The following is a 26532-nucleotide window of genomic DNA, read 5'->3' as shown; positions in this document are numbered from 1 at the left end:
GACATCAAGCCCGGCCGCGGCAGTCAATACCTGCGAGAACACGCGGATGCGGTCCGGGCCGTAATTGGTACTGGGTGTGCGTGATTTACGTCAGCAGGATGTCGGCAAGGGATGCGGTCGTGACGAAGACGCGCGCCGCTGCGGCGAGCTCATCGTCCAACGTAACGAGCGCGTCGGCCTGTAGCTGGGTCAGCACGATGTACTCGACCTGGTGGATGTCTGACCAGTTCAGTTTGTTGGCCAGCCGCCAAGCGTGGTCCTCCAGCGATCGGTCGCCGAGGAACCGGATCCGGAGGCCACGGATATCGTCGAGAATCTTGCGGCCTGCGCGTTCGTCGATCTCGCCGCGGCGCACCGACTGGTAGACAAGCGTCAGTGCCTGCGAGCGCAGCAGCGTGGGTGCGGTCAGGCTGTGTTGCGTTGGGATGACAGCGTTATCGGTGGCGAGCTTGATGGCCGCTGGTGCATCGATGACGAACGTGGACATTCCCTCACCAGCGGTTGGTTCATCGCTGGTCTGCCGGCTGACCTGCAGTCGTACCCGCACGTGATCGCCGTCGTCGATCCCCTCGGCTCGACGTAGCGCGATCTTCAGTGGGACGAGGTAGACCCCGTCTTTGGGAATCAGTGACGTGGTCACCGCGGTGGTGCCGATGCGCACCTGAGCGGGGATGACGCCCCAGCCGTAGGTGAGCTCGCCATGGTGAGCGTGAAGGAAATCATCGACATGGGCGGGTGTAGTGACGAAGAAATACGGCGCGGGGCCGCGCCACTGGAAGACTTCGGCCTCGAACTCCCAGTCCACAGCCATCACGCTAACGGCGCTGAAGCCTCAGTGCCCGTGGAATCGAGCGGTACCCTCGTTCTGATCCACCTGATCTGTCCTCGCCGTTTCGAGTCGTCACGCGAGTTGAGGGATCGAATAGGTTGCCATCCATCGCGTTTCGACCTCCGCGGGGCCGAGGTTGCCGAGGTAGCTGTGGCGCCGTCCATCTCGCTCGAGTGCTTCAGCGCTGCCCGAGTGCAGCGACTTCGTCCTAGCGGACGGTTCAGGCCTGCGACACCGTGCCGAGGTGAGCGTGCAGCGGCCGGGTCATGATGTCGCGGTGCTTGATGCGCTGGCCCGTGCGGTCATCGACGAGCCTTTCCGTGATCAGCCGCACACCGCAGAGAACGAACAGCCAGGCGATGTTGTAGATCCACACCCAGCCGATCGTGATCCAGGAAATCGCTGGCACCAGCCAGCCGAAGCCGCACATCAGCACCGCCAGGATCTGGGTCAGCGCGATGGCGATGACCAGCGGCGCCGCAGGGAAGGGCCGCAGGAAGAACCAGCGTTCGCTGCGGGTGACGAACAACAGCAGATGTCCGCCGGCGACCAACTGGAGGAAGACCACCGTCTGTAGATGTGATTGGTCGAACAGGCCAAAATACTGCCGCAGGTCTGAATCGGACAGCACCCCCATGCCGATCAGCAGTAGCCCGAACGACTGCACGACCGAGAAGAAGCCGAGAACGGCCGAAATACTCAGCAACCGCGGCATTTTCCAGCGGATTGGACGTTCGCTGATCGGCGTGTTGTCGTAGGCGATGGTCATGATGGGAATGTCGTCGAGGAGCGATATGAGCACGATCATGATTGCGGTAAGCGGCTGGAAGCCCAGCGCGATCGTCGACAGCACCACCAGGAACATGATGTCCATGGTCAATGCCACACGGTAGATCGTGTAGCTGGTGATCCGTCCGAAAATCCGCCGGGCCTCGTCGATCGCGCTGTTGATCACCGACAGGCCAGGGGCGGTGAGGATCAATGCCGCTGCGCCACGGGCGGCGTCGGTGGCCCCCGACACCGCCGTTCCGCAGTCGGCCTGCTTGAGCGCCGGCGCATCGTTGACACCGTCGCCGGTCATCGCCACGAGGTGGCCGCGCGCCTGCAACGACTTCACAATCGCGTATTTGTGCTCGGGGAACACCCGGGCGAAACCGTCAGCCTTCTCGATCGCGTCGGCGATCGCCGGTGGCACGTTGTTGGGATCCATGTCCTTGGGGAACGCATCTGCGGCGGCAATGAGATTGGTCCCCATACCGAGCTGGCGGGCGGTCTCGCGGGCGATCGCGATGTCGTCACCGGTGACCATCATCACCCGCACACCTTTGGCATTGACCATATCGATCGTCTGTTTGGAATCGTCGCGCGGCGGATCGAACATCGGCAGGATGCCGAGGATCACCCACGTTGTGCCGCCATCCTCGGAGCGCGCGACGCCGAGCGCGCGGTACCCCTTCGCGCCGAGCCGCTCGACGGTCGTCGCGACCTTGGTGGCATCTGCAGCGGAAACCCCTGCCAGATCGGCGATCACCTGCGGCGCACCCTTGGAGACGACGATCGTCTTGCCTTGGCCGTCGCTGACCGTCGCCGCCGTACGCTTGGTCACCGGGTCGAACGGTAGGAAGTTGGTCTGCTTGTACGCCTTGAGCGCGTTCTGATCCTTCAGCGCGTCGATCACCGCGGTGTCGATCGCATCCCGGTCCTCGATCCTCGAGGCGAGCGCGGCGGCGAGGATAACCTCCTGCGGGTCTGTCGACGCAAACAAGATTGGCTCGTCGAGCTTGAGCTGGTTCTTCGTCAACGTCCCGGTCTTGTCCGAACAGAGGATATCGACGCCCGCCATTTCCTCGATCGCGTCGAGTCGAGAGACGATCGCCTGCTGTTTCGACAGCGCCAGTGCGCCGAGCGCCATGGTGATCGAGAACACCGCCGGCATCGCCACCGGGATCGATGCGACCAGCAGAATCAATACGAACTGCAGAATGGCGAGCGCATTGCTGAGATCCCAATCGTCTGCAACGACGATGTCGTGGTAGACGCGGAAGGCCACCATGATCGCGGCGAGCACCACGGCCAGGACGATCAGGAAATTGCCGATCTGGAACATCGCCTTCTGGGCGTGACTGGTCGAGCCGGCGCCGGCCACCAGTTTTGCCGTCCTGCCGAAGAAGGTGTTGGAGCCGGTGGCGATGACCACTGCCACCATTTCGCCCTGCTTGACGACGCTGCCGGCGAACGCCTCGTCACCGATCCTCTTCGCCACCGGCACCGACTCGCCGGTCAGGGCCGCCTGATCGATGGCCGCGAACTCGCCCGAGACCATCCGCAAGTCGGCCGGCACGATCATGCCCAGGCGGATCTTGACGATGTCGCCCGGCACCAGGGTCGCTGCCTCGATGGGCTGCCAGGTCCCGTCGCGCAGTGCCGTCGCCTCAGGCGCCAGGCCTTTCTTCAGCGCGGCCAACGCGTTTGACGCCTTCATGTCCTGCCACAGGTCGAGGCTGGCGTTGAAGATCAACAGCGCCGCGATGATGATGAAGTCCTGCCAGTGACCCAGGATTGCCGAGACCAGAGCCGCTGCCTCGATCATGTAGGCGATCGGGCCCCGGAAATACCCGACAACTTTGGAAAGGCGACTCTGCTCCTTCTCGACGATGGCGTTCGGCCCATACTGGGTCAGCCGCTGCCTAGCCTCGGCGCTGCTCAAACCCCGGTCGGCGTCGACGTGGAGTTTGGTGAGAACCAGTTCGACCGGCATCTTCTCCAGGTCGTCGGCGGCAGCGGATCCACCCTTCTCGCCAGCCCCGTCTTGCTGCACAACGTCAACGGCCATTCGGCATCTCTGCCCTGCTGCCACGCTTACCGAGCAATGCGTTCTTCGCTTCTGCCAGTTCGGCTTTGGCTGCGGCACTGACGACCGGATAGTGGGGATTCAAGGCCCGCAGTGTTTCCAGCAGCACCGCCGAGGTGGACAGGTGACTGAACCACTTGTGGTCGGCCGGAATGACATGCCACGGCGCCCACTCGGTGCTGGTGTGAGTCAGCATCTCTTGGAAGGCCACCTGATAGGCGTCCCAGAACGCGCGCTCGTGCAGATCGGCGGCAGAGAACTTCCAGTTCTTCTCCGGTTCTTCGATGCGCTCGAGGAAGCGGCGTTGTTGTTCGTCCTTGGAAACGTTGAGAAACAACTTGACGATCACCGTCCCGTTGTCGCTGAGATATCGCTCCCAGTCGTTGATTTCGCGATACCGCCGGTGCCAGAGTCCGTCTGAATTCAGCACCGCGGTGCGTGGCCACAGCATCTCTGGATGCACTCGGGTGACAATCACGTTCTCATAGTGGGACCGGTTGAACACGGCAATACGGCCCAACTCGGGCAATACCGTCTGGTGACGCCAGAGGTAGTCGTGCGCGCGTTCGGTCGCCGAGGGGGCCTTGAAGCTGTGCACGTCGACGCCCTCGGGATTGAGTCCGCTCATCACATGCTTGACGGTGCCGTCCTTGCCCGCCGCATCAATTGCCTGCAGAACGATCAACAGTGAGCGGTCAGCTTGGGCAAGGAACCGATCTTGGAGATCGAACAGGGCCGCGGTCGCCTCGGCCAACTCGGCCAATCCGCCTTGCTTGGCGAGTTCCTTGTCGTGGCGACCGGGATCGAAGTCCTCGGCCAAGTCAACCTTCGAACCGGGTTGAACTACGGTGGCCTCTGCCAACATCTTCCAGTTCACCGACAACGTCGTCCTCACGGTTTGCTCCTGACGGATCGGGCAGCCCGCCCGCGGGCGTGGACTCGATGTGACCACAGGTCCTCGCCGGGCAATCAGGGCCCTAAGTCCTCAAATCGGCGTCAGCCGTCACTGCGGGCTACACCCGTCGACGGCGCAGCCGGCTTCGCTGGTACCTGTCCGCTCAGCAGACTCTCGGAAAACTTTCGGCGACTTGCGGGCAACTGGTTGAACCAGTTGTCAAGCTGCGTTATGGTCGGCGCACTGATGGCCGTGGGTCGTCCAACAGGTTGGGGGTCGCTGTGTCGGTTCGGAATGAAAAGTTGCTGCGCAGCCGTCGGGAGCCACTGCCGGTCGTGCGTTGGCTTCAGATCGGCGCCGCGACCGCGGGAATGGGTCTGGCCTTGGCTGCCGCCCCCGGGACCGCTTTCGCCGACGACGGCGCCGCCGGCGCGACGTCGACCCACCAGAATGCCTCCACGAGTGCCGGCGAGCATCGCGGACTAGCTTCGGCTCGGCGTTCGGTCAGCGCTTCGAAGACCACCGCCGGCACCTCGCGGGTGCCGAGCGCGAGCACTCCACGATCGGCGGCCGCTGTCGTGCGGCAACCAGCGGCGGCCGCGAGTTCGGAGCTTGACTCCGAGACGGTCGCGGCCAGCAGTGAACTGGCCGGGCCTGCCACGGTCGTGGCCACCGCAACCACCGCCAGATCCACCGGGGCCTCGGCGAGGGCCGTGACCCGGGCGACGCCGGCCGACGCGGCGGCCTCGACCACCGCCGACGCGAAGGTCCCGACCGCCGCCGACGCGGCGGTCTCGACTGTCACCGCGCACGCCGTCGCGGCCCAGGCGGATCCGTTCGGTGACCTCGCGGCGTTCTTCGGCTTGCCCGGTGCACCGGCCACGTCTGCCCCCAGTCTCGGGGCGTTCCCGATCCTGCTTCGTCTGACGTTGGACGACTTGGTCAGCGGAACCGGGCCGGCCGCGGTAACCGATCCCACCGCGGTGGTGACCGGCCTCTTCAACCAGGTGCTGCGGACCGATCCCACCAGCGCCGAACTGCAGAACTATCTCGGCATCTTCCAGCTGACCGGCGTCAATGGAGTCGTCGCCGGGCTGTACAGCTCAACGCTCTTCCGTCAGACCGAAGTGAACAACTACTACCTGGAACTGCTCTCGCGCAACGCGACCAGCCGGGAACTCGCCTTCAACACAACGGCATTGATGTGGGGCATGCCAGAGCCGCTGCTCGTCGCATCGATCGCCGGAAGCCCGGAGTTCTACGACGCCAGCAGCGCGGGCGGTGGCCCCCTGGGGCCGATGCCGTCGGCGACGGCCTACGTCGACAACCTCTACCGGACCCTGCTCGGCACCACACCCGACGAGGCTGTGGCAGCGGCCTACGTTCAGCAGCTGCAAGCCGGACTCCCCATCGGATTGGCCGCCTTGCAGTTCGTCACCTCCGATGTATTTCGGCAGGCGAAGGTCCAGGAGATCTACTCGGTACTCGGCGAGACGGCCACCCAGGCCCAGATCAATTCCGCTGTGCAGAACTGGTATTGGGACGGCGGCCTGGCCGGGATCGCGACCGCGCTGTTGGCCACGTCGAGCAACGCCACCCGGATCGAGGCCGGGCAGGTCGTCCTGCCGGACATGACGGCGGTCGGCCAGCTCCAGCAGCTGCTGCTGGCGGCGTACACCTCAGATCCCGACGGCTTCGTCAAGACCCTCAACAGTCTGCTCAACGTCGACGCGAACAACCCCTGCACCGCGACGAGCACGACCTGCAACCAGGCCCTCTACGCCTTGCTGACCGGCGGCGGTGTTGACCGTGGCCTCCTCAACGGTGCACTGACCGTCACCACGGGCAGCGCACCGGTCGCTACGCTGATCCCCACCCAGAACGAGATCGACCTGGAGAAGTCGCTGAAGCGCGTGCTGCAGGATCCGGTCGCCCTGGCGGCCGATTTCGCGGGTGGGGTAGTCACGCCCGGTGGCGGTATGCCGGTGCTCACCGCGGACAATGGCACTTACATCGTCGACGGCCACCATCGATGGTCAGTCATCTACCTGGTGAATCCCAGCGCCCAGGTCACGATCACCGACATCGGCTACGTCCCCAACCCGCAAACCGCCCTCAAAGAAGCCCAAATCGGCGTTGTCGCCCAATTGGGATATCTCAAGGTCTCCGCCGGCGGCGGCATCAACGTGTATACCGTCGATCGCTCGGTGTTCGACGCCTCGACCGCGACGTGGATCAACGAGGGGGCCCAGAAGGCCGAGGTGTTGGCCGTGTTCCGCAAGAACCTGGGTATCCCCGACACCGCCACTGAGGCCGAGCAAATCACCGCGATCCAGAACTACCTGTGGACCAACGTGCAGCGGATGCGGGCGCTCAACGCCCCCATCCCGGACGCCACGAGCCGCGAGGTGATGCCGCAAGTCGACCCGATTCAGCCGATCCTGGCTTATCTGGGCAGCGGATTGCTGAGCTATTCCTTCCCGGTCATCTCCTACCTCGGCTGATCCTCCCCGGACCGTCTCCACTCGATCAGCCCGGCGAGCAGGTGCCCGAGATTCGCGGCGGTGATCGCACCGGGTTGCAGCATCTCTTCCATGGCGACCCCGGTCGAGATGGCGACGAAGAGCCTTGCCAATTCGGCTAATTGATTGCTCGGCAAGTTGGCGCCGGAACTCTCGACCACCCGTAAGGCCTGTTCGGCGGCCGCTCGGCTGCGTGTCACGAGCCCTTCGCGCAGCTGAGGATCGCGCACCGCGCGAAGCCAGTACTCGAAGAACACCAGATGGTACGAGTGCTGTTCGTGGATCGAGTCGAGCATCGATTGGCTCAGCGCCTCGGTGATGGTGCCCACATCGTCGCCGCTGTCGAATGCGGTGGCGATCAGTGCGCTGCGGCGCTCGAACTGGCGATCAAGCAAAGCCAGGAACAGTTCGTCTTTCGACCCGAAGTTGGAGTACACCGCACCCTTGGTGAAGCCGGCCGCCTGGCCGATGGCGTCGATGGTTGCGCCGGCGAACCCCTGGGCGGCGAAGACCTCCAGTGCGGCATCCAGGATCCGTTCCCGAACCTCGTCACGGGTCGGTCGCACGCGCGGTTTGACAGTCGCCATGGGCATCAGCATACTCGTGGGTATCCACTGGATACCAGTCGGTATCCAAATGCCCACGGCGTGGTGAGCGCGGACACTACTGCTTGGCTCCAGGCGGCTCACCCGACAGGACCGTAAAAGCTCAGGAAAGAAGCCGCACCTCATGCACACATCGGTAGCGACCGACGCGGTCATCACCGCGGCGGGGTTGCGCGTCGACGGGGAACATGGCCCGCTCTTCACGGGTGTCGGATTGTCCGTCCCCGCTGGACTGCACGTAGTACAACTGCCCGGCGGCCACGCGCAGGCGGCGCTGCTGTTGGCCTTGGCTGGCCGACTCGAGCCCACCGCCGGCGTTGTATCAGTCTGTGGCGCAACCGATCCGCGTGCCATCCGACGCCACTGCGCCGTCGCCGTCTTCCGTGACATCGACGAACTCGAAGAGGCGGTCACGGTCGCGGTGGTGCTCGCCGAACAGCGGCGATGGTTGTCACCGTGGTATTCCACGGTCCCCGCCAGCGCGGGCTACGACCGACTGGTGCAGGTGTTCGGCGACATCCCGGCTCCGAGCCCGCAGACCTACATCAGCGACCTGTCGGACCTGGAACTCTTCCTGCTGCGAATCACCCTGGCGCTGCTGTCCGAGCGTCCGATCTTGGTCGTCGGCGATCTCGAGCAGGTGCGCGACACCGAGCGGCGCGAGCAGGCGGCGCAGCGACTCAGCGCGATCGCTGAGACTCGCACTGTCGTGGTCGGTCTGACCAATCCGCTCGGAGCCGATGCCCCCGAGCATGTTCTGCACGATCTTCGTGACCTGATGGGAGGGCAGTGAAGTGCTGACGGTGCTTGCATTCGGTTCGGAGGCAAAGCGTTTCGTTCGCAGCAAGCTGGGTCGGATCGGCCTGGTGCTACTGGTTCTGATGCCGTTGGTCTATGGCGCGCTCTACCTGTGGGCGTACTGGGACCCGTTCGGGCACGTCAACAAGATGCCCGTGGCCCTGGTCAACTCTGATCGTGGGGCGGTGGTGGCGGGGGAGGAGGTCAATGCCGGCGAGCAGATCGCCAACAGCCTGACCGCCGACGGTGGACTCGACTGGCATGTCGTCGACCCCGCCGAAGCGCGCAGCGGTGTTCAGCACGGCAAGTACTACTTCATGCTCGAACTGCCACCCGACTTCAGCCAAGCCATCGCATCACCGATCACAGGTCAGCCGAAGCAGGCCCAGCTGGTGGCGACCTACAACGATGCCAACAATTACATCTCCAGCAGTATCGGACACACCGCGCTCGAGCAGGTTCTGAACGCGGTCTCGACCCGGATCTCCGGTCAAGCCGTCAACCAGGTCCTCTCCGTGGTGGTGTCGTCCGGGGCGGGCATCAAGGAGGCCGCACACGGGGCCGCCCAGCTCGCCGACGGTGCGGCTCGTGTTGATGACGGGGCCGGTCGGCTGTCTTCCGGGCTCGACCGGGCTCGCAGTGGCTCGGCTGAACTGGCCACCGGTGCCGGGCAACTCTCGACGGCCATCAACCAGGCCACCGACCCGCTCGTCACCCTGACCAAGGCGCTCGCGCAGGTCAAGGGCACCGATGAAGGACTCGACCAGGGTGTGGCGGCGCTGCGCCAGGCGACTGATCAGCTCGACAGCATCGCCGACACCCAGGACGGCGCTGCCAAAGCGCTCACCGTGGTCATCGACCAACTTTCCACCAGTTCCGACCCGGTGGCCGCCGGTAGCGTGGGTGCGCTGCGGGGAGTGCGAGATCAACTGCAACAGCATCAGTTCACCCCCCAGATTCGCCAGCAACTCAGCAATGCCGAAGACTCGGCGATTGCGATGACCTCGGTCTTGCGCACCCCCGGCAGCCCCGTGCAGAACGCGCTCGACGACGTCGGCCGCACCGGCCAAGACCTCACCGACAAGCTGTCGCAGCTTCGCGACGGAGCCAAACGACTCGCGACCGGCAGCGCGCAGTTGAGTTCTGGCATCACACAACTCGACGACGGAGCTGGCCAACTGAAGAGCGGCACCAGCCAATTGCGCTCGGGTTCAGCCGAATTGTCGGCCAGGCTCAGCGACGGCGCGGGACAGTTGCCGACCTGGACCCCCCAGCAGAAGGATGCCATTGCCCAGACCATCGGTGCCCCCGTGCAACTGGCGTCCTCGCACGAGAACGCGGCCCCGAACTTCGGTACCGGCATGGCACCCTTCTTCATCACCCTCGCGCTGTTCTTCGGAGCGCTGATGTTGTGGATGGTGCTGCGTCCGCTGCAGACCCGGGCGGTGGCCGCCGAAGTGCATCCGCTGCGCGTGGTGTTGGCCAGCTACCTGCCGGCGGCCGCACTGGCCTGTTGCCAGGCGATCGTCCTGTACGCCGTGGTGCGATTCGCGTTGGGCCTGCACGCCGCCCATCCGGTCGTCATGCTCGGCTTCATGATCCTGATCGGCGTCGCGTTCACCGCTGCGGCCCAGGCGATCAACGCCTTCGCCGGGCCGACGCTGGGGCGGGTTCTCCTGATGGCGCTGCTGATGGTCCAGTTGGTCAGCGCCGGCGGGCTGTATCCGGTGGAGACGACATCGCGGCCCTTCCAGGTGGTGCATCAGTTCGACCCGATGACCTTCGGCGTGAACGGCCTGCGGCAGCTCGTCCTGGGCGGCATCGACTATCGACTATGGCAGGCGGTCGTTGTGCTCGCCGCCATCACCGCGCTCGGGTTGCTCGTCTCGGCCCTGTGCGCGCGGCGCGACAGAACCTGGAAGGTCAAGACACTGATACCGGCCATCAAACCCTGAGTGGTTAGGCAGCCCTCACAGGAGCATCGATTTTCCACGCGGCGGCGCCGAGGGCCAGTATTGTCGTTGGCGTCAACGCCGCTATGCGGCCTGGACTGGCCCTCGACACCTGATCGGAGTGATTGCCGTGGCCGATCGATGCCTGGCCAGACCCTGCGCCACACCGCACGTGTGGCTGGGGGCATGCGCGGTCACCCTCGGCGTCGGTGCGGCGTTGGCCGCCGCATCGGGGGTTGCCCACGCCGACAGTGCTGACTCGGCGGGCGCGGGGCGCAACACAGCAAGCGCCCACTCCGCCCGACCGGGGACCGGAACGGCCGACGCCAGAACCGCGTCGTCCAGCCGGATCGCAAAGCCTGCTGTGAAGGCCCGGCAGAATGCCGCAGCAGTGGCCACATCCGCGCCCCACGGTGCGACCGCCGCGACCGAGACCCGACAGGTCCGTGTGCGGACGCAGGCCGCCCAACTGTCCCTCTTGAACGACGTCAATGTCGCGGTCCAAACACTGACCGGACGCGTGCTGATCGGCAACGGTACCGACGGGACAACGAACGCGGAAGGCGTGGGCGGAGCAGGCGGCCCGGGGGGGTGGCTGTACGGCAACGGCGGCAACGGCGGCAACAGCACTGCGTCGGGCGTCGTCGGTGGTGCCGGCGGTGCGGCAGGGCTGTTCGGGAACGGTGGTGCCGGCGGCACGGGTGGCTGGGGTGCGGCCGGTGGTGCCGGCGGTACCGGGGGAGTGCTCTACGGCAACGGCGGGGCCGGTGGTGCCGGGGGTCCGGTCGGAGTCGGCGGGGCGGGCGGCGACGCGGTGCTCTTCGGCACCGGCGGCGCCGGTGGTGTGGGCGGTGAAGTCGGTCAAGGTGGAACCGGCGGCCGGGGCGGTCTGCTGCTCGGCGCCGGCGGCGACGGTGGTGCCGGTGGGGTGCTGGGCGCCGGCGGCGCCGGAGGCCGCGCGGGCCTGTTGGGGCGCCAGGGCAATTCGGGCGCCGCGGGCGGCCTTCCGACGATCGGTTTGACGTACACGACAACGAACGACTACGCCACAGTCATGGCCTCGGTTGGCGGCAGTCCGCAAGTCCCGGTCGAAATCGACACCGGGTCAAGCGGATTCATGATCCCCACCACACAGGTTACCGACATCAACAGTTTGGGCCCGGCCGTCGGCTCGGGCATGATCCCCTACGGCGACTGGGGTCGTTTCTACTACACCGTCTACAACACACCGGTGTCGTTTGGCAACGGTATCGTCACCGCGCCAACCGATATCGGCGTGATCACCTGCGTGTACGAGTACCTACCTCAGACCGGTGGTGGCTCGGCCTGGCAGGAAGTACCGCAATCGGAGTGGGGGGACCCGCAGTACGGCATCAACGCCATCATGGGGATTGGCAGTGTCGCGGATACGGAAACGGGTCTCGCGACGCCGGTCCTCGCCCTTCCCGACCCGATGAACGGCGGCCTGCTCTACGACCTGCCGGCCGGCCAGCTGACGTTTGCATCGCCGGAGACCACACCGTCGGGGACCTCGGTGACCGGGTGGTGGTACACCACGCTGAGCACACAGGTCACTTCCGCGAAAGGCGATTCGCTAAGCCCGATACCTAGCGGTCCAGTGACGATCGACAGCGGCGGGATAGGTGGCGGTGTCCCGCGCAGCTATCTGCCGTCGGACCTCAGCTATCTCCAGGTCAACGATCGACTCCCGGTCGGGACGAGCATCTCGGTGTACACCGATGACGGTACGACTCTGCTGTACACCATGACGGTCAGCGAAACTGACTGGAGTTCCGGCAACGGCCCAACCGTCTGGGAGAACAACCTCGGTGCCAACACCGGAATGTATCCGTTCTTCCAGGGCCCGCTCTACTTCCAGTACGGCCCCACCGAGGACGGCACGGTGTACTTCGAATTCACCCCCACCACCGGGGTGTAGTTTCCGGGCGCCCCGGTGCCCTGTGGACCCGGTAGCCAGGCGGCGACTTTCGCACCCGCAAAATGGCAACAAATACCGACATACCGTTGTCGCGAAGCTATCTGACGCTGATGGCATGAACGAGAACGCGAACATGATGAATACAGGCTCGGCCGCTGCGGATGCGGCGCTCGCGGTGTGGTTGGCGATGTGGAACACCGACAGTGCGATCGCTCGTCGGATCTGCAGCGCGGATTTTCGGATTCACTTCCTGATTTCCGAGACCGATGGTTCGAACCCGGGCGACGACGTCTTGGGCCCGGACAGTTTCGTACGATTCCTGGATTCCTATCGCCAGCACCATCCGGATGCGGTGTTCACCGAGGTCGCCCGGGCCGTGGACGGTGCGCACGGGCGGATGCTGTGGAACGTGCAGGACGGGGACGTTACCGCGGGCGGAATCGACGTCTTCGACTTCACCGAGGGCGGACTGATCCGCGAGGTGTGGTCGGTGGGCGGGACGCGGGCACACCTGACCTGAGACCGGGGAGACTCACAGCCATGAGGAGAGCCGAGCGGTTGTACGCGCTGGTCGATCTGCTGCGGGGATCACGCCGGCCGTTATCGGCCGCTCGGCTCTCGGAGGAATTCGAGGTGTCGAAGCGCACGATTGAGCGTGACATCCAGTCTCTGCAGCTCGCGGGGGTCCCGATCTATGCCGACTACGGGGTGTCGGGCGGGTATTCGATCCTGCGGGAACACTCCCTGCCGCCGCTGAATCTCTCGGTACCGGAGTCGCTGGCGGTGCTCGCTGGACTTGGTCTGTTGGAGAACTCGCCGTATGGTGCGGCGGCGCGCCGGGCGCGGGCCAAGATCCTCGCGATCAGCCGCGAGGATCAGCTCGCGCCAGTCGATGAGGCGTTGGCGTCGATGTTCGTCATCGACGCCGAGCCGTCGTCGGAGGCGGCGATCCCGCTGATTCCCGAGGCGATCGCCGCGCGCCGTGTCCTACGGCTGGACTACACCTCCGAGGACGGCAAGACCCACACCACCCGTGACGTGGAGGCGATGGGTCTGCTGCGCGGGGGAGATTCGTGGATGTTCGTGGGATGGTGTCGGCTGCGCGAAGGCATTCGCGGATTTCACCTCGACCGCATCCGGCGCCTGGAGATCACCACAGAGGTGTTTCCCGAACGCGATCCTGCGGTGCTGGACGCGGATCTGTCGCGGTGGCGCACCCGGCGGCTCGGCTAGGTCCGGTCCGGGCAGGACGGCGACGCATACGAGTGGCCCCCGCCCGCGCAGCGGCCGCCCGAGGTACCCGTGTTGTTCTCTGGTGTCGCGGCCGACGCCGGCAATGAAACGGCTGGCGAATATCGCCGAAACAGCGGCGTGGATCGGTGCCGGGCGACCGATGATGGCGCTGGCACCCTTACGGCGGGAACATGGGCGAGGAGATCAATGCGATGCGGACCGTCTTTCACGAGAAGCTCGATGAGCTCTCCGCCCAACTCGGTCAGATGTGCGGCCAGGCGGGGCTGGCGATGAAGAATGCCACCCACGCCCTGATCGAGGCTGATCTGTCCGCCGCTGAACAGGTCATCAGCGACCACGACCAGATGGTGGCCATGCGGGCCAGCGCCGAGCAGGCCACGTTCGCGCTACTCGCGCTGCAACAGCCGGTTGCCGGTGACCTCCGGGCGGTCTTCAGCGCGATCCAGATCATCGCCGACACCGAACGCATGGGCGCCCTGGCTGTCCATGTGGCCAAGATCGCCCGACTGCGCTACCCTGACCACGCGGTGCACGGTGAGGTCAGCGACTGCTTCGTCGAAATGGGAAGGCTCGCAGTCGGTCTCGGTGAAAGTGCCCAGCAGGTTCTGCTGACCGGCAATCCGGCGGAAGCCGCGCATCTGCGCGAGCAGGATAGCGCGATGGACGACCTCTACCGCCGCCTGTTCGAGCTGCTGATCAGTCCCCTGTGGGGGCACACCATACTCGCTGCGGTCGATACAGCCCTGCTCGGTCGCTTCTACGAACGCTTCGCCGACCACGCCGTGGAGGTCGGCCGACGGGTCGTCTTCATCGCCACCGGCACGCTGCCCGACGAAGACGATATCGCCACCTACTAACTGGTGAAGCAACCTGACCAGTAGGCGACCAGACGGCGACGGAGCCCAACCGCTGCCGGAACGGGACTACCGTCGGTGGTGCCGCACGATCACGTCAACGAGCGCGATAGGAAACCACCATGGCTGACCTCAACGAACTGGTCGACGAAGCCGCAAAGGAACTGCTCAAGGCGATCAGGGATCAAGCTCCGAAAGCCAGTGACTCCAAGTTGCTCAACCTCGCACAGGCATTCTCACTCGTCGTCTCCGCAGAGACCACCGTCGAATTGGTGGAGGAGGACGACAGCTGGGGGGTCGGGGAGGATGAGCAGGATCAGGTACCGCTGCAGTAAGCACCCAAGCCGGTGGCTTCCGAGCGTCGCATTGAACGTCTCGGTCACCACAAGCAGCGGCGCCAGATCGGCTGCATTGCCCCATATTCGGGCATCATGTCGTCCCGCCGATTGATGCGAAGCACCGCTGCCGGCAGAGTGTCACGGCGCCACGACCGCAGTGACGGCAGTCGTCACCGTCGCCAGCTGCAAGCCGGATCGTTGGTCGGGAAGAGGGAATGAAGGCCGGCGTCGCCACGGCTGAGCACGGCATGTATCTCAACGGATCCGCCCGCGCGTTGATCGGTGCCGGTGCTGACGCGACGCTGGTCACCCTCAACCCCGACGGCAGCCCGCAGGTCTCGGTGGTCTGGGTGGCGCTACGTCCCGCGGCCGATGGCGATGAACTGGTGATGGCTCTTCTCAACGAATACCGCAAGACGCGCAACATTCGTCGCGACGGACGGGTCGCGGTCACCATCCTTGCCCCCAAGATTGCGGGCCAGCCGACGCCATACCTGTCCATCACCGGTACGGCCCGACTCGTCGAGGGGGGAGCCCCCGAACTGGCCGCCGAGCTGGCCGAGGCGATGCTCGGGTCGAGTGAGCACTTCCCGCCGCCCGACGCGGGGCCGGGATTCGTCACCCGCATCCGGATCGACAACGTCGGCGGGACCTACCCGCCCGATCCCCATCCGTGACCCGACGAGGACGGTAGGGCATCCCCGGCAGCACGTAGGAACGTGCGGGTAGGCGCAAATCGACCCGCCGGGAAGTAATTTCGGCACCGTCGCGGCATCGGCGGGCAGAACGCGATCACCCTCCCTTCGGCCGCACACCGGTCGGGGGCTGCCGACAGCAGCCGACATCAGGTTTTTACGCGGCGGATTCGCTCGGGCAACATGAAACTTATTCACTTTCGGTGATAGTCATTGCTCACCCGCGAGTTCCCTCTCGTACAAGCCGTGTTGGGTCGTCCTTTGGAAACTGCCCCCAGCTCGGTGCGCGCAGCGTGGCGTGCTGCTCTCCCCGCTCCTTCGAGTGCCCTGAATGAGCGCGCCCCGACACCTAGGAGATCCCGATGACGACCACTTCGGAAACCGTTGACGCCCCAATCGATGTGGGCGACGGAGACCAGGCGCTGGCGAAGGGCAGTATCTCGCTGTCCGGCGTCCTGTTCGTATCGATCGCTACGATGGCCCCCGGCGCTGGATTGGCCTATGCGATCATGACCGGTTCGTTGTTCGCCGGGGGTGCCCTGCCGCTGGCGGTTGTTGGCGCGACGATCGGCTGTGTGCTGGTCGCGGTCGGTATCGGCCAGATGGCCAAGCACATATCCACAGCCGGCGGTCTCGGCGCGTACGTCGGCCGCGCCTTCCACCCCGCGCTGGGCTTCGTCGTCGCGTTCTGCGCGCCGATGTTCTACCTGGCTGCGTTGCCGTACCTGATGCTGGTCTTCGGGAATCTGGTTGCCGCCGCCGTGTTCCCCGGGGGCGGAACGGCTTACAAGATAATGTGGGTGGTCGCCGGATTGGCCTGTCTGTTGTTCTCGGGTGCGCTCAACTACTTCGGTGCCGCGTTCAGCACCAAGGCCGGCGTGATCCTGGGATCCGTGGAAATCCTGGTTCTTCTCGTCTTGAGTGTGCAGATGATCGTCGTTTCCGGCGGAAACAACTCCGTTTCGGTCTTCACCACCGAGCACGCCAACGCCGAAGGGTTCGGCGGCATGGCGGGTGTGATCGCAGGGTCGGTATACGGCTTCTTAGCCTTCATCGGATTCGAGGCCGGCGCACCGCTGGCAGCCGAAACCAAGAACCCCAAGCGCAACGTTCCCCGCGCCATCATCTGGTCGGCGGTCATCGTCGGTCTCTTCTATATCCTCGGCAGCTATGCAGCGTCGACGTACTTCGGCGCCGACAAGCTGTTCGACTTCATGACGTTCAATCAGGGCGATGGCTGGATCGGGATGGCCAAGAACCTCTGGGGCGCAGGCTGGATCATTCTGCTGCTCGCGCTACTCAACAGCTCGATCGCCTGTGCCAACGGCGCCTCCATGGGCGGCACCCGGCACATCTGGGCAATGGCGCACGCCGGAACCATCCCGGCGATCTTCGCCAAGACCCACCGCAAGTGGAAGTCGCCGGTGACCGCGATTTACTTCATGTTCAGTGTCGGTGCCGTTGCCGCCGTGATCGGCGGGTTGCTCTGGGGGCCGATCCTGTCCTTGGGGCTCTTCGGGACGATCATCGCGGTCATTGCGCTGCCGGTTCATATGCTGGCGGCGCTGTCCTGCCCGGTGTACTACTGGCGTTACCGGCGCAGCGAGTTCAAGTTCCTTGTGCACCTGGTTATCCCGGTGTTGGGTGTGCTGTTCTTGATCCCGGGCTTCTTCGTCGGCGCGGGCATTCCGGTCTTCAGCTTCGTCGCGCCGTTGAGCTGGCCGATCAGCCTGGCCGCGCCGATCTCGTTGGCGGTCTATGTCCTGGCGTTCGCGATCATGGCCTACCTGTTGGTCAAGAAGCCCGAGGCGCTGAAGGCCCTCTCCGACCACGGCCATACCGGGGAGGACGCGATTGCTGCAGACGATCTGGTGCACGCCCACCACCACCCGCACCCCCACGTAGCTGTGGTGGAACCGGACGTTGCGCTGGGAGCTGGCTGACGCGAGCGGGGGTCGCCCAGGTCCGGGCGACCCCCGCCCGTCCCCGGAGCGCCGCGCTGGCTACTCGAGGAACGTCTCGAGATAGGCCAGCGCGGCGCGCCGCAATTCGGCAAGCGCCACCTTGTCACCGTTGGGGTCGGTGCGGAACGCGATGTCGAATCCCTTGTCGAGCATCCCAATAAATGTCTGTGCCATCAGGTAGCGGGGGATCCTGGGGGCGTCGCTGCGCAGCGCGGTGACCCCGTTGCACAGGTATGCCGCGAGCGCATCGTCGTGAGCTCGGTTGACCTGGACCATCCGTCCGGAGAACTCCGGTGAGAACCAGAGCACGCGGAACCCGGCGACCCCGTCGCCGGCGAGGACAAAAGCGATGAGCGCGTCGATGCCTGCCGCCGCCGTCGTCCGCCAATCGGGCCCGGCCAAACTGAAACCGGCCTCGTCAAACCGCTCGTCGAGATCGACAAGACCCTGGATCAGGACCTCTTCGAGAAGAGCGTCACGGTCGGTGAAGAAGTTGTACAGCCAGCCCACCGATATCCCTGCGCGAGCTGCGACGGCAGTGGTGGTGACGGCACTGGATCCAGCGGTGACCAGCAGATCGTTGGTGGCGGCAAGGACTCGATCCATCTTTTCCTGGCTGCGGGCCTGGGTCGCCTGACGCGACGCTCCCGCGTTCTGCGCGATCGGCAACATCAGATCCCGAAGGCGCGCTGCCGAACCAGGCGATGTGAGCGGCGCGGATCCGCGGCCGCGCCGTGCAGTGTTCAGTTGATGAACAGCTCCGACCATGGTGCTCTCTACGCTCCCTTGCGCCCCGACATTTTCACCTGGCGTTCTTGCCGTCAACCAGGAAACTTACCGACAGGATGTCTTCTGCGCAGCAGGGAGGTCAAACGGGGCCCACACCTGGGTGTGGGCCCCGTTTGGGCCGGCGGGCCGTCGATTGTGATTACACCGAGGCGCCCTGAGGCGTTTCGGCCGCGAGCGTGTCGAAGTGCACCGCGTCGCGCAGTTGTGGGTTGAGATGATTCTCGTTAGAGGTGAGCGCGTCGAAGTCGTACTGTTGCCCGCCAAGTTCAGGGCGGATCACCGACAGCGGATCAAGGAAGTCACTGACGTAGCCGACGGCCGCACCGCCCATTTGGTAGCCCATGATTTTGAGGATGTCGTCGTCGAGGGTTTTGGCGATTTCTAGTGGGGTGGATAGGTATTGGTTTTCTTCTTGGCGTACCCAGCCGACGGCGTAGGTGATGTTGATGCCTTGGCGGATCATGTTGGAGACGTTGGGTGCTGCGGAGTGGTAGACCTTGCCGGTGTAGAAGAACACCGAGCCTTTGGGCATGACCGCGCGTACTTCGTCGGCGGTGGTGTAGTCCGAGCCCTGTTTGTCGAAGACTTTGTGGGAGCCGGGGATTACTCGGGTGGCGCCGTTTTCTGTGGTGAAGTCGGTCATGGCCCAGATGGTGTTGCATTGCACGTCGTAGTCCTCGGGGAAGGGGAAGAAGTCCCATGCCAGCTCGTCGCGGTGCAGCGGTTGGGCGGTCTCTCCGGGGTAGACGCTGATGATCTGGGTCAGGTGTAGTTGGTAGGCGGTGGCTTTTTTGAGCATCTCGGCGGCGACGGCCAGTACCAGCGGGTGCATGACCAGCTCTCGTGAGGCCGGTGAGCGGGCGATCAGCGCACCGGTGCGCCGGGTGAGTCGTCCGACGAAGTCGTCGCGACCGTTGGGGGTGTCATCGATGTATTCGTCGAGTTCCTCGGCGATCTGGTCCATCAGCTCTGGTGGGACCAGGTTGTCGACGATGACGAACCCGTCCTCGCGCAACGCCGCTGCGACTTGCTCCATGGTCGCAGTGTTGGGCAAGTGATACTTCTCGCTCATCTCTCATCTCCTGGGGGAAAACGGGTTTGCGTGGGTTCAGGACTTCACGGCGATCGCGGTGATCTCGATACGTTGCTCGGGGTGCGCCAGCTCGGTGACGCCGACCAGGGTCTGGCTGGGAGCTTGGTCCCCGAAGGCCTCGGCTAGCAGCGGCGCGACACCGAAGAACTCTGTTGCACTGGTGGCATAGACCGTCAGCGCGACGAGGTTCGCGAAGGTCAAGTCCTCGGCCTCGAGCAACTTCCGGAGAATGTCGAGGATGAAGACGGTCTGCTTCTCCATCGAGCCGATGCCGTGCACGATGAACTCGGGGTCGCCACCGGTGAAAGGCGCGATGCCGGAAAGATAGAGCGTGTCGCCAGCCCAGACGTTCTGGGTGAAGCCCAGCTTCTTGAAGACGACCTGGTCGAGGTATCCGACCTCGGGGTTACTGTATGAGATTGCCATCACACGGACTCCTTGACGGGAGTGGGGGTTTCGGCATTGACCATGGCTTCACGGAACATGTTCTGTCCGTCGCGGTCGACGTGGTTGGAGGTCTGGGTGAGTGCCGCGAAGTCGTACTGCTGTTTGCCGAGTTCGGGCCGGACCGCGGCGAGTGGGTCGAGGAAGTCGCTCAGATAGCCCATCGCAAGACCGCCCATTTGGTAGCCCATGATTTTGAGGATGTCGTCGTCGAGGGTTTTGGCGATTTCTAGTGGGGTGGATAGGTATTGGTTTTCTTCTTGGCGTACCCAGCCGACGGCGTAGGTGATGTTGATGCCTTGGCGGATCATGTTGGAGACGTTGGGTGCTGCGGAGTGGTAGACCTTGCCGGTGTAGAAGAACACCGAGCCTTTGGGCATGACCGCGCGTACTTCGTCGGCGGTGGTGTAGTCCGAGCCCTGTTTGTCGAAGACTTTGTGGGAGCCGGGGATTACTCGGGTGGCGCCGTTTTCTGTGGTGAAGTCGGTCATGGCCCAGATGGTGTTGCATTGCACGTCGTAGTCCTCGGGGAAGGGGAAGAAGTCCCATGCCAGCTCGTCGCGGTGCAGCGGTTGGGCGGTCTCTCCGGGGTAGACGCTGATGATCTGGGTCAGGTGTAGTTGGTAGGCGGTGGCTTTTTTGAGCATCTCGGCGGCGACGGCCAGTACCAGCGGGTGCATGACCAGCTCTCGTGAGGCCGGTGAGCGGGCGATCAGCGCACCGGTGCGCCGGGTGAGTCGTCCGACGAAGTCGTCGCGACCGTTGGGGGTGTCATCGATGTATTCGTCGAGTTCCTCGGCGATCTGGTCCATCAGCTCTGGTGGGACCAGGTTGTCGACGATGACGAACCCGTCCTCGCGCAACGCCGCTGCGACTTGCTCCATGGTCGCAGTGTTGGGCAAGTGATACTTCTCGCTCATCTCTCATCTCCTCCGTTGTGTGCCACGTCGGCACCCGGTGAAGAAAGTGAATAATATTCAGGTTTCGGGAATGTGTACCGAGGTTTCAAGCGCAAAAATGCTCGAAGCGGTGCCGGCGCGGCGGTGGCGCTCGCGGCCACCGGCGTAGAGCCCTACGGCGCCGGGCAAGGTGAACGCAACCTGTCTCGCGCGTGACGGTTCGGCGATGCGCCCGGCGATTCGCCGTCGCGCCACGCCCGGCGCAGGCTATGAATCAGTGGTGAGCACTCACCACGTGAACCTGACCCCGCAGGAAACCTCGTTGATCGACCAGACACATCCCGCCGTTCTGGAGCGTCTGGACGAGAAGGCACTGAAGGAACTGCAGAGCCGGCTCAGGACCGCACGCGAGAAGAACTTCACGCTGTTGCGCCGCCGGGGCGCTGCCCGGGTGGAAGCCGAGGGTGCCCGTGGCGCCGCCCAGCCTGCCAACGAGAAGCGCGGTGAAAAGGTCGAGATCATCGACGAGGCGCTGGCGCGGGTCGGCCAGCGCCTCGAGGCCTTCGGCGACGCCGAGTAGCGCCTACCGTGTAGCGCGTCCGATGACGAGTGGGCGGACGATGGCCGGCATCCCGTGCCAGACGGCCTCATCGGCCTCGACGCGGAATCCGCTGTTGCGCATCAGCTCCGCCGTGGCGCGATTGCACTCGCAGCCGCCCGCGAAGGCCCGCCACGGTCGCAGGAGTGTGTCCTGGCACGCCGTGAGAAACCGCGAGCGTGCCCGGACATGTTCGATGAACAGCAGCTGGCCCTCTGGGCGCAGGATGCGTGCGATCTCACCCAGGGCCCGTTTCGGGTCGCCCACGGTGCACAGCACCAGCGTCGATACGACGGTGTCCACCGACGCGTCGGCCAGTGGCAGCTGTTCGGCGGAGGCGTCGAGGAGTTGCGCGGTGCGGCCCTGCCGTTCCAGGCGCCGAGCCAGTTTCCGGCGCATGCCGGGCTCGGGTTCGGTGAGCACGAGTTCGTCGACCGCGTCGCGGTAGTGGGCGGCATTCAGCCCGGTCCCGGCGCCGAGTTCCACGACGCGGCCATAGGCCTGGGCCAACAACGTCTGCCGATGCCTCCGCATGCCGGCGATCTCACCCAGCCAGAGAAACGGGTCGTAGAGCACGGCCATGATCCACAGCCAGGTGGCGTACCGCGAGGTGGTGGCGGGCTTGGAGCGTGGTTCGGTGTGGGCGATATCGGCCATACCGGGAACCTACGAGTGACTCTGCGGGCCGCGCATCGCCCATGGCGGCCATCTGTGGTTGATGGCCGATATCGGCTATCTCACAGCAGGCCCAGCCGCGCGGCTTCGGCGACGGCGGCCGTACGCGAGGTGCGGCCGAGTTTGCGGCGGATGTTGGCGACGTGGCGGTGGACGGTGTGCGGACTGAGCACCAGCTGCTCGGCGATTTCGCGATCACCGAGGCCACGCGCCACGCAGGCGAGGATCTCGCGTTCGCGACCCGACAGCGCAACCGCGTCGACGGCTGTGGGTGACGCGTGCTGTGGTGTCAGCGCCTGCCGGCACGCGCGGGCCACCGAATCGACGTCGCCGTGCCACGGAAAGTGCGAGCTGCCTTGCAGCGGAATGAATGCCGCACCGGGAATCGCGGCGGCGACCTCACGGCCGAGCCGGTAGGGCACGGCCCGGTCGGCACGGCGGTGCACCACCAGCGTCGGCTGGCTGATGAGGGGAAAGCAGGCCCGGACGTCGAGGCGATAGACCAGACCCAAGAGCGCAGCGGCGGTTTCGGCGGTCGCCGATTCGCGCTGCACCCGCGCAAAGCGTTCGTGCTCGGCGGCATCGGCGCCGCCGAGGAAGATATCGCTGAGCACCCGCGAGCCCAGGCCCCAATGAGCCTGTACCGCACCGACAATCGCCTCCGCGACACCCGGGGGCGTCAGCGCGTCACCCCGGGGGTAGGAGCCGTAGAGCACCAGACGCTGCACGCGCTCCGGATATGCGGCGGCGAAGGCGACGGCGGTGCAGCCGCCCGACGAACCACCGATGAGGGACACCCGATCGAGTTCGAGTTCGTCGAGCAGCGCGCGCAACGTTGCGACCTCGCCGTCGAGGGTCAGATCCGATTCGTGCACGGTGCGATCCGACATGCCGACGCCGAGGCGGTCGTAGCGGATCAGGGTGTGGTTCTCGGCGACACCCTCCCAGAAGCGCCGAACGCTCTCGCTTTGCCAGTCGAGTTCGAGATGGCTCACCCACCACGCCGGAGCCACCAATGCCGGGCCGGTTCCGCGCACCTGGTAGGCCACCCGCCGGGTACCCAGCGGCAGGAAGCGGATCTCGGACGTGACGGACATCGCCTCGAGCCTACGACGACCCGACCGGTCAGAGAGCCCCGATTACCAGAGTGCGAGTTGGTTGGCCGAGGCCTTCCTGGCATCACGGTCACGACGCCACGGGGGAGGAGGTACCCGCATCGGCCACCAGAACCAACGCCCGAGCAACGCGGCGATGGCCGGCGTCATAAACGATCGCACGATCAGCGTGTCGAAGAGCAAGCCGAGGGCGATCGTCGTGCCGATCTGGCCAAGCACGACCAGGTCGCTCAAGGCGAACGAGGCCATGGTGAAGGCGAACACCAATCCGGCGGCGGTCACCACCGAGCCGCTGCCGGCCATGGCGCGGATCATGCCGGTGTTCATTCCGCCGTGGAGTTCCTCCTTGAAGCGGGACACCAGCAGCAGGTTGTAGTCCGAGCCCACTGCTAGCAGCAGGATCAGGGCAAGGGGCAGCACCACCCAGTACAACGGGATGCCCAACAGGTACTGCCACACCAGCACCGACAATCCGAGCGAGGCGCCCAGCGACAGCGCGACGGTGCCCACGATGACCAGCGCGGCGACCAGGCTGCGGGTGATGAACATCATGATCAGCATGATCAGGCTCAACGAGGCGATGGCGACGATGATCACGTCGTACTTGGCCATCCCCTGGATGTCCTGGTAGGTCGATGCGGTGCCGCCGATGTAGATCTTGGAACCGGCCAACGGCGTGCCCTTGATGGCCTCCTGCGCCGCATGGCGGATCGCCTCGATATGTGAAATCCCGGCTGGTGTCGCGGGATCCACGTCGTGGGTGATGATCATCCGCGCGGCCTTGCCGTCCGGGGACAGGAACAGCTTGAGCCCGCGCTGGAATTCAGGGTTGGTGAACGCCTCCGGCGGCAGGTAGAAGGAATCATCGGTCTTCGACGCGTCGTAGGCCGCACCGAGCTGGGTGGAGTTTTGCAGTGCCGCCTGGGTCTGGTCGTAGATCCCCGACGTGGTCGCATAGTTGGTCATCGTCAGGTCGCGGTTGGTCTGCTGATTGTCGATCTGCGGGGGGATCAGCGCGAGCAGCTTGGGCTGCAGCTCATCGAGCTTGCTGATGCTCGCCGACACATTGCTCAACTGGTCGGTCAGGGCGTCGATGCCGTCCAGTGCGTCGAACAGCGACCGGAACGCCGCGCACACCGGGATGTCGAAACAGTGCGGCTCCCAATAGAAGTAATTGCGCATCGGCCGGAAGAAGTCGTCGAAGTTGGCGATCTTGTCCCGCAGGTCCTGCGCGGTGGCCACCGTCTGCTTGAACGCCTCGCTCTGGTCGTGGGTCACCGCGCTGGACTGTTGTTGCAGGGCAAACTGCTGCCGCAGGATGTCGATCGACTGGTTGATCACGTCGACCTGCTTGACCAGATCGTTGGCGCGGGCCTGCTGATAGGGCAGGTTCTGGATCTGGGCCGCGCTCTGGGCGCTGATCTGGAACGGGATCGACGTGTGGTCCAGGGGAGTACCCAGCGGCCGCGTGATGGACTGCACTTGGGCGATGCCGTCGGTGTGGAAGACGGCCTTGGCCACCCGCTCGAGCAGGATCATGTCGGTGGGATTGCGCAGATCGTGGTTGGTGTCGATCATCAGCAGCTCGGGGTTGAGCCGCGCCTTGGAGAAGTGTCGCTCGGCGGCGGTGTAGCCGACGTTGGAGGGCGCCCGAGCCGGCAGGTACTCGCTGACGTCATAGCTGGTCTTGTAGCCGGGCAGGGCCAGCAATCCGATGAGTGCGATCCCGATGGTGGTGGCCAGGATCGGCCCGGGCCAACGGACGATCGCCGTGCCGATGCGCCGCCAGCCACGTTTGGCCGTCTGCCGCTTGGGATCCAGCAGACCGAACCGGCTGCCGATCGCGATCACGGCCGGAGCCAGCGTCAACGAGGCCACCAGCGACACCAGCACGCCGATCGCGGCGGGCACACCCAGGCTCTGGAAGTACGGCATCCGGGTGAAGCTCAGGCAGTACACCGCGCCCGCGATGGTCAGTCCGGAACCGAGGATCACGTGCGCCGTGCCGCGGTACATGTCGTAGAACGCGGTCTCGCGGTCGTCGCCGACGTTGCGCGACTCGTGATAGCGGCCGAGCAGGAAGATGACGTAGTCGGTGCCGGCGGCGATCACCAGCAGCGTGAGGATATTCGTCGAATACGTTGACAGGCCGATGAATCCGGAATTGGCCAGAAACGAGACGACCCCGCGAGCCGCGGACATCTCGACGAGCACTGTGACCAATGCCAGGGCCATGGTGATGACCGAGCGGTAGACGATGAGCAGCATCACCGCGATGACGCCGACCGTCAGCAGGGTGACCTTGGTGGTGCCCTCGTTGCCCACCTCGAACTGGTCGGTGATCTGCGGGGCCGCGCCGGTGACGTAACCCCGCACACCCGGTGGGGCAGGCGTCGTGGCGACGATCTTGCGCAGCGCGTCGACCGATTCCAGCGACAGCGCCTCGCCCTGGTTGCCGGCCAGGAACACCTGGACGTAGGCGGCCTTGCCGTCGGTGCTCTGCGAGCCCGCCGCGGTCAGCGGATCACCCCAGAAGTCCTGGACGTGCTGCACGTGGGTGGTGTCGCTCTCGATCCGCTTGACCAGATCGTCGTAGTAGCGGTGGGCCTCGGCACCGAGCGGTTGATCGCCCTCCAATACGACCATCGCCGCACTGTCGGAGTCGAACTCGCCGAACTTCTCGCCGATCCGCTTGAACGCCTGCAACGACGGTGAATCCGGCGAACTGAGCGCGACGTTGTGCGCTTCGCCGACGACTTCGAGTTGGGGCACCAGCGCGTTGGTGAGGGCGGCGACCGCGACCCAGAACAACACGATGGGGACCGCGAGCAACCGGATCGTATGGGCAACGGTGCTTTTCGGGGGCTGAGGTGGCGCTTCGTGGCGTGTGGTCATCCCGATTTGTCCAGGCAGTAGGTATAGGCGTTCAGGGTGCTGACCGTTCTCTCGTCCTTGACCACATCGTCGATCTTGATCCGGCAGCCGATTGAGTCACTGTTGCCCTGCGCCTGAACGTTGACGAAGACGGCCGGCTGGGTGGTCGTCGTGTCGTAGGACCACGGCAGGCTCGCACCTTCGACGTGTTGCGGTTGGGCGTCGATGTCCAGGTAGCTGATGCTGGCCACGGTTCCTGGCGGCCCGAAGACCTCGAGCACGACGTGCTTGGGATTGAACGGTTCGGTCTGGTCCAGACCGGCGCCCCTGGTGGAGGTGACGTCGTGCGAGCCGAAGATGCCGTGCAGGCGATACACCGAGAACGCCGCCACGGCGACCACCACCACCGCCACCAGTATCATCCAGCGTCGACTCAGCCCGCGACGGAGCGAAACCCGCTGCATCCGTGACCCTTTCGACGCGCCCTGACCCAACGGAACGGCGGTAACAGTCCGAAGGCTGCCCCGTGGATGTCAACCAAGTTGACAG

23 protein-coding genes and 1 pseudogene are annotated in these 26532 nt (G+C 65.0%); 11 read left to right on the top strand and 13 right to left on the bottom strand.

The window, feature by feature from the left end; translation table 11 throughout:
- Nucleotides 1-85: 85 nt before the first annotated feature.
- The 4 genes from ADBZ9K_RS05295 to ADBZ9K_RS05280 all read right to left on the bottom strand — a co-directional run bounded on the left by ADBZ9K_RS05295 (nucleotide 86) and on the right by ADBZ9K_RS05280 (nucleotide 5248).
- Nucleotides 86-805, bottom strand: a complete 720-nt coding sequence (locus tag ADBZ9K_RS05295; RefSeq protein WP_526618970.1) for a type II toxin-antitoxin system VapC family toxin — start codon at nucleotides 803-805, stop codon at nucleotides 86-88.
- Nucleotides 806-1049: 244 nt separating this feature from the next.
- Nucleotides 1050-3587, bottom strand: a complete 2538-nt coding sequence (locus tag ADBZ9K_RS05290; RefSeq protein WP_526618969.1) for a plasma-membrane proton-efflux P-type ATPase — start codon at nucleotides 3585-3587, stop codon at nucleotides 1050-1052.
- 64 nt (nucleotides 3588-3651) lie between these two features.
- Entirely contained in the window at nucleotides 3652-4575 is a 924-nt protein-coding gene (locus tag ADBZ9K_RS05285; RefSeq protein WP_526618968.1) for a PPK2 family polyphosphate kinase, read from the bottom strand.
- Nucleotides 4576-4921: 346 nt separating this feature from the next.
- On the bottom strand, nucleotides 4922-5248 hold the full coding sequence (locus ADBZ9K_RS05280; RefSeq protein WP_526618966.1) for a hypothetical protein: 327 nt from the start codon (nucleotides 5246-5248) through the stop codon (nucleotides 4922-4924).
- Nucleotides 5249-5288: 40 nt separating this feature from the next.
- Between ADBZ9K_RS05280 and ADBZ9K_RS05275 the strand changes: the two genes are divergently transcribed.
- Nucleotides 5289-7079, top strand: a complete 1791-nt coding sequence (locus ADBZ9K_RS05275) for a hypothetical protein (protein WP_526618964.1) — start codon at nucleotides 5289-5291, stop codon at nucleotides 7077-7079.
- Here the strand turns inward: ADBZ9K_RS05275 and ADBZ9K_RS05270 are convergent.
- Nucleotides 7067-7696, bottom strand: a complete 630-nt coding sequence (locus ADBZ9K_RS05270) for a TetR/AcrR family transcriptional regulator (protein ID WP_526618963.1) — start codon at nucleotides 7694-7696, stop codon at nucleotides 7067-7069. The two genes, ADBZ9K_RS05275 and ADBZ9K_RS05270, sit on opposite strands and share 13 nt — an antisense overlap.
- 130 nt (nucleotides 7697-7826) lie before the next feature.
- Between ADBZ9K_RS05270 and ADBZ9K_RS05265 the strand changes: the two genes are divergently transcribed.
- The 9 genes and pseudogenes from ADBZ9K_RS05265 to ADBZ9K_RS05225 all read left to right on the top strand — a co-directional run bounded on the left by ADBZ9K_RS05265 (nucleotide 7827) and on the right by ADBZ9K_RS05225 (nucleotide 17475).
- Entirely contained in the window at nucleotides 7827-8495 is a 669-nt protein-coding gene (locus tag ADBZ9K_RS05265; protein ID WP_526618962.1) for a hypothetical protein, read from the top strand.
- A 1-nt stretch (nucleotide 8496) separates the two neighbouring features.
- Nucleotides 8497-10455 (top strand): YhgE/Pip family protein, encoded by a 1959-nt coding sequence (locus ADBZ9K_RS05260; RefSeq protein WP_526618961.1) that lies wholly within the window; start codon nucleotides 8497-8499, stop codon nucleotides 10453-10455.
- Between the two features lie 469 nt (nucleotides 10456-10924).
- Nucleotides 10925-12391 (top strand): annotated as a pseudogene (locus ADBZ9K_RS05255) (PecA family PE domain-processing aspartic protease); the annotation flags it as partial.
- A gap of 115 nt (nucleotides 12392-12506) precedes the next feature.
- Complete coding sequence (locus ADBZ9K_RS05250) at nucleotides 12507-12911, top strand: nuclear transport factor 2 family protein (protein WP_526618960.1); 405 nt, start codon at nucleotides 12507-12509, stop codon at nucleotides 12909-12911.
- 20 nt (nucleotides 12912-12931) lie between these two features.
- Nucleotides 12932-13624 (top strand): helix-turn-helix transcriptional regulator, encoded by a 693-nt coding sequence (locus ADBZ9K_RS05245; RefSeq protein WP_526618959.1) that lies wholly within the window; start codon nucleotides 12932-12934, stop codon nucleotides 13622-13624.
- A 212-nt stretch (nucleotides 13625-13836) separates the two neighbouring features.
- Nucleotides 13837-14502, top strand: a complete 666-nt coding sequence (phoU, locus tag ADBZ9K_RS05240; RefSeq protein WP_526620749.1) for a phosphate signaling complex protein PhoU — start codon at nucleotides 13837-13839, stop codon at nucleotides 14500-14502.
- Between the two features lie 119 nt (nucleotides 14503-14621).
- The gene (locus ADBZ9K_RS05235; protein ID WP_526618958.1) at nucleotides 14622-14834 is read left to right on the top strand and encodes a hypothetical protein; all 213 of its coding nucleotides are present in this window, start codon (nucleotides 14622-14624) and stop codon (nucleotides 14832-14834) included.
- 251 nt (nucleotides 14835-15085) lie between these two features.
- The gene (locus ADBZ9K_RS05230) at nucleotides 15086-15514 is read left to right on the top strand and encodes a PPOX class F420-dependent oxidoreductase (RefSeq protein WP_526620747.1); all 429 of its coding nucleotides are present in this window, start codon (nucleotides 15086-15088) and stop codon (nucleotides 15512-15514) included.
- Between the two features lie 380 nt (nucleotides 15515-15894).
- Nucleotides 15895-17475, top strand: a complete 1581-nt coding sequence (locus tag ADBZ9K_RS05225; protein ID WP_526618957.1) for an amino acid permease — start codon at nucleotides 15895-15897, stop codon at nucleotides 17473-17475.
- Between the two features lie 60 nt (nucleotides 17476-17535).
- Here the strand turns inward: ADBZ9K_RS05225 and ADBZ9K_RS05220 are convergent, their stop codons facing one another.
- The 4 genes from ADBZ9K_RS05220 to ADBZ9K_RS05205 all read right to left on the bottom strand — a co-directional run bounded on the left by ADBZ9K_RS05220 (nucleotide 17536) and on the right by ADBZ9K_RS05205 (nucleotide 20742).
- Complete coding sequence (locus ADBZ9K_RS05220) at nucleotides 17536-18168, bottom strand: TetR/AcrR family transcriptional regulator (RefSeq protein WP_526618956.1); 633 nt, start codon at nucleotides 18166-18168, stop codon at nucleotides 17536-17538.
- Between the two features lie 256 nt (nucleotides 18169-18424).
- Complete coding sequence (locus tag ADBZ9K_RS05215; RefSeq protein ID WP_526618955.1) at nucleotides 18425-19357, bottom strand: phytanoyl-CoA dioxygenase family protein; 933 nt, start codon at nucleotides 19355-19357, stop codon at nucleotides 18425-18427.
- Nucleotides 19358-19393: 36 nt separating this feature from the next.
- On the bottom strand, nucleotides 19394-19804 hold the full coding sequence (locus ADBZ9K_RS05210) for a RidA family protein (protein WP_526618954.1): 411 nt from the start codon (nucleotides 19802-19804) through the stop codon (nucleotides 19394-19396).
- Nucleotides 19804-20742: a phytanoyl-CoA dioxygenase family protein gene (locus ADBZ9K_RS05205; protein WP_526618953.1), complete on the bottom strand. Its 939-nt coding sequence runs from the start codon at nucleotides 20740-20742 to the stop codon at nucleotides 19804-19806. The genes ADBZ9K_RS05210 and ADBZ9K_RS05205 overlap by 1 nt, the downstream gene beginning before the upstream one ends.
- A gap of 259 nt (nucleotides 20743-21001) precedes the next feature.
- On the opposite strand from ADBZ9K_RS05205, the gene ADBZ9K_RS05200 reads away from it, so the two are divergent.
- Entirely contained in the window at nucleotides 21002-21301 is a 300-nt protein-coding gene (locus ADBZ9K_RS05200) for a hypothetical protein (RefSeq protein WP_526618952.1), read from the top strand.
- Between the two features lie 3 nt (nucleotides 21302-21304).
- Here the strand turns inward: ADBZ9K_RS05200 and ADBZ9K_RS05195 are convergent, their stop codons facing one another.
- From ADBZ9K_RS05195 to ADBZ9K_RS05180, 4 genes are all read right to left on the bottom strand, one after another.
- Nucleotides 21305-21976 (bottom strand): class I SAM-dependent methyltransferase, encoded by a 672-nt coding sequence (locus ADBZ9K_RS05195; protein ID WP_526618950.1) that lies wholly within the window; start codon nucleotides 21974-21976, stop codon nucleotides 21305-21307.
- 80 nt (nucleotides 21977-22056) lie between these two features.
- Entirely contained in the window at nucleotides 22057-23091 is a 1035-nt protein-coding gene (locus ADBZ9K_RS05190; RefSeq protein WP_526618949.1) for an alpha/beta fold hydrolase, read from the bottom strand.
- 42 nt (nucleotides 23092-23133) lie between these two features.
- Entirely contained in the window at nucleotides 23134-26004 is a 2871-nt protein-coding gene (locus ADBZ9K_RS05185) for an MMPL/RND family transporter (RefSeq protein WP_526618947.1), read from the bottom strand.
- Entirely contained in the window at nucleotides 26001-26447 is a 447-nt protein-coding gene (locus ADBZ9K_RS05180; RefSeq protein ID WP_526618946.1) for an MmpS family transport accessory protein, read from the bottom strand. The genes ADBZ9K_RS05185 and ADBZ9K_RS05180 overlap by 4 nt, the downstream gene beginning before the upstream one ends.
- Nucleotides 26448-26532 lie beyond the last annotated feature (85 nt).

Origin of the sequence: Mycobacterium sp., assembly GCF_965229265.1 — a bacterium.
Classification (GTDB): domain Bacteria; phylum Actinomycetota; class Actinomycetes; order Mycobacteriales; family Mycobacteriaceae; genus Mycobacterium.
This window is presented reverse-complemented; position numbering and strand designations above follow the sequence as displayed.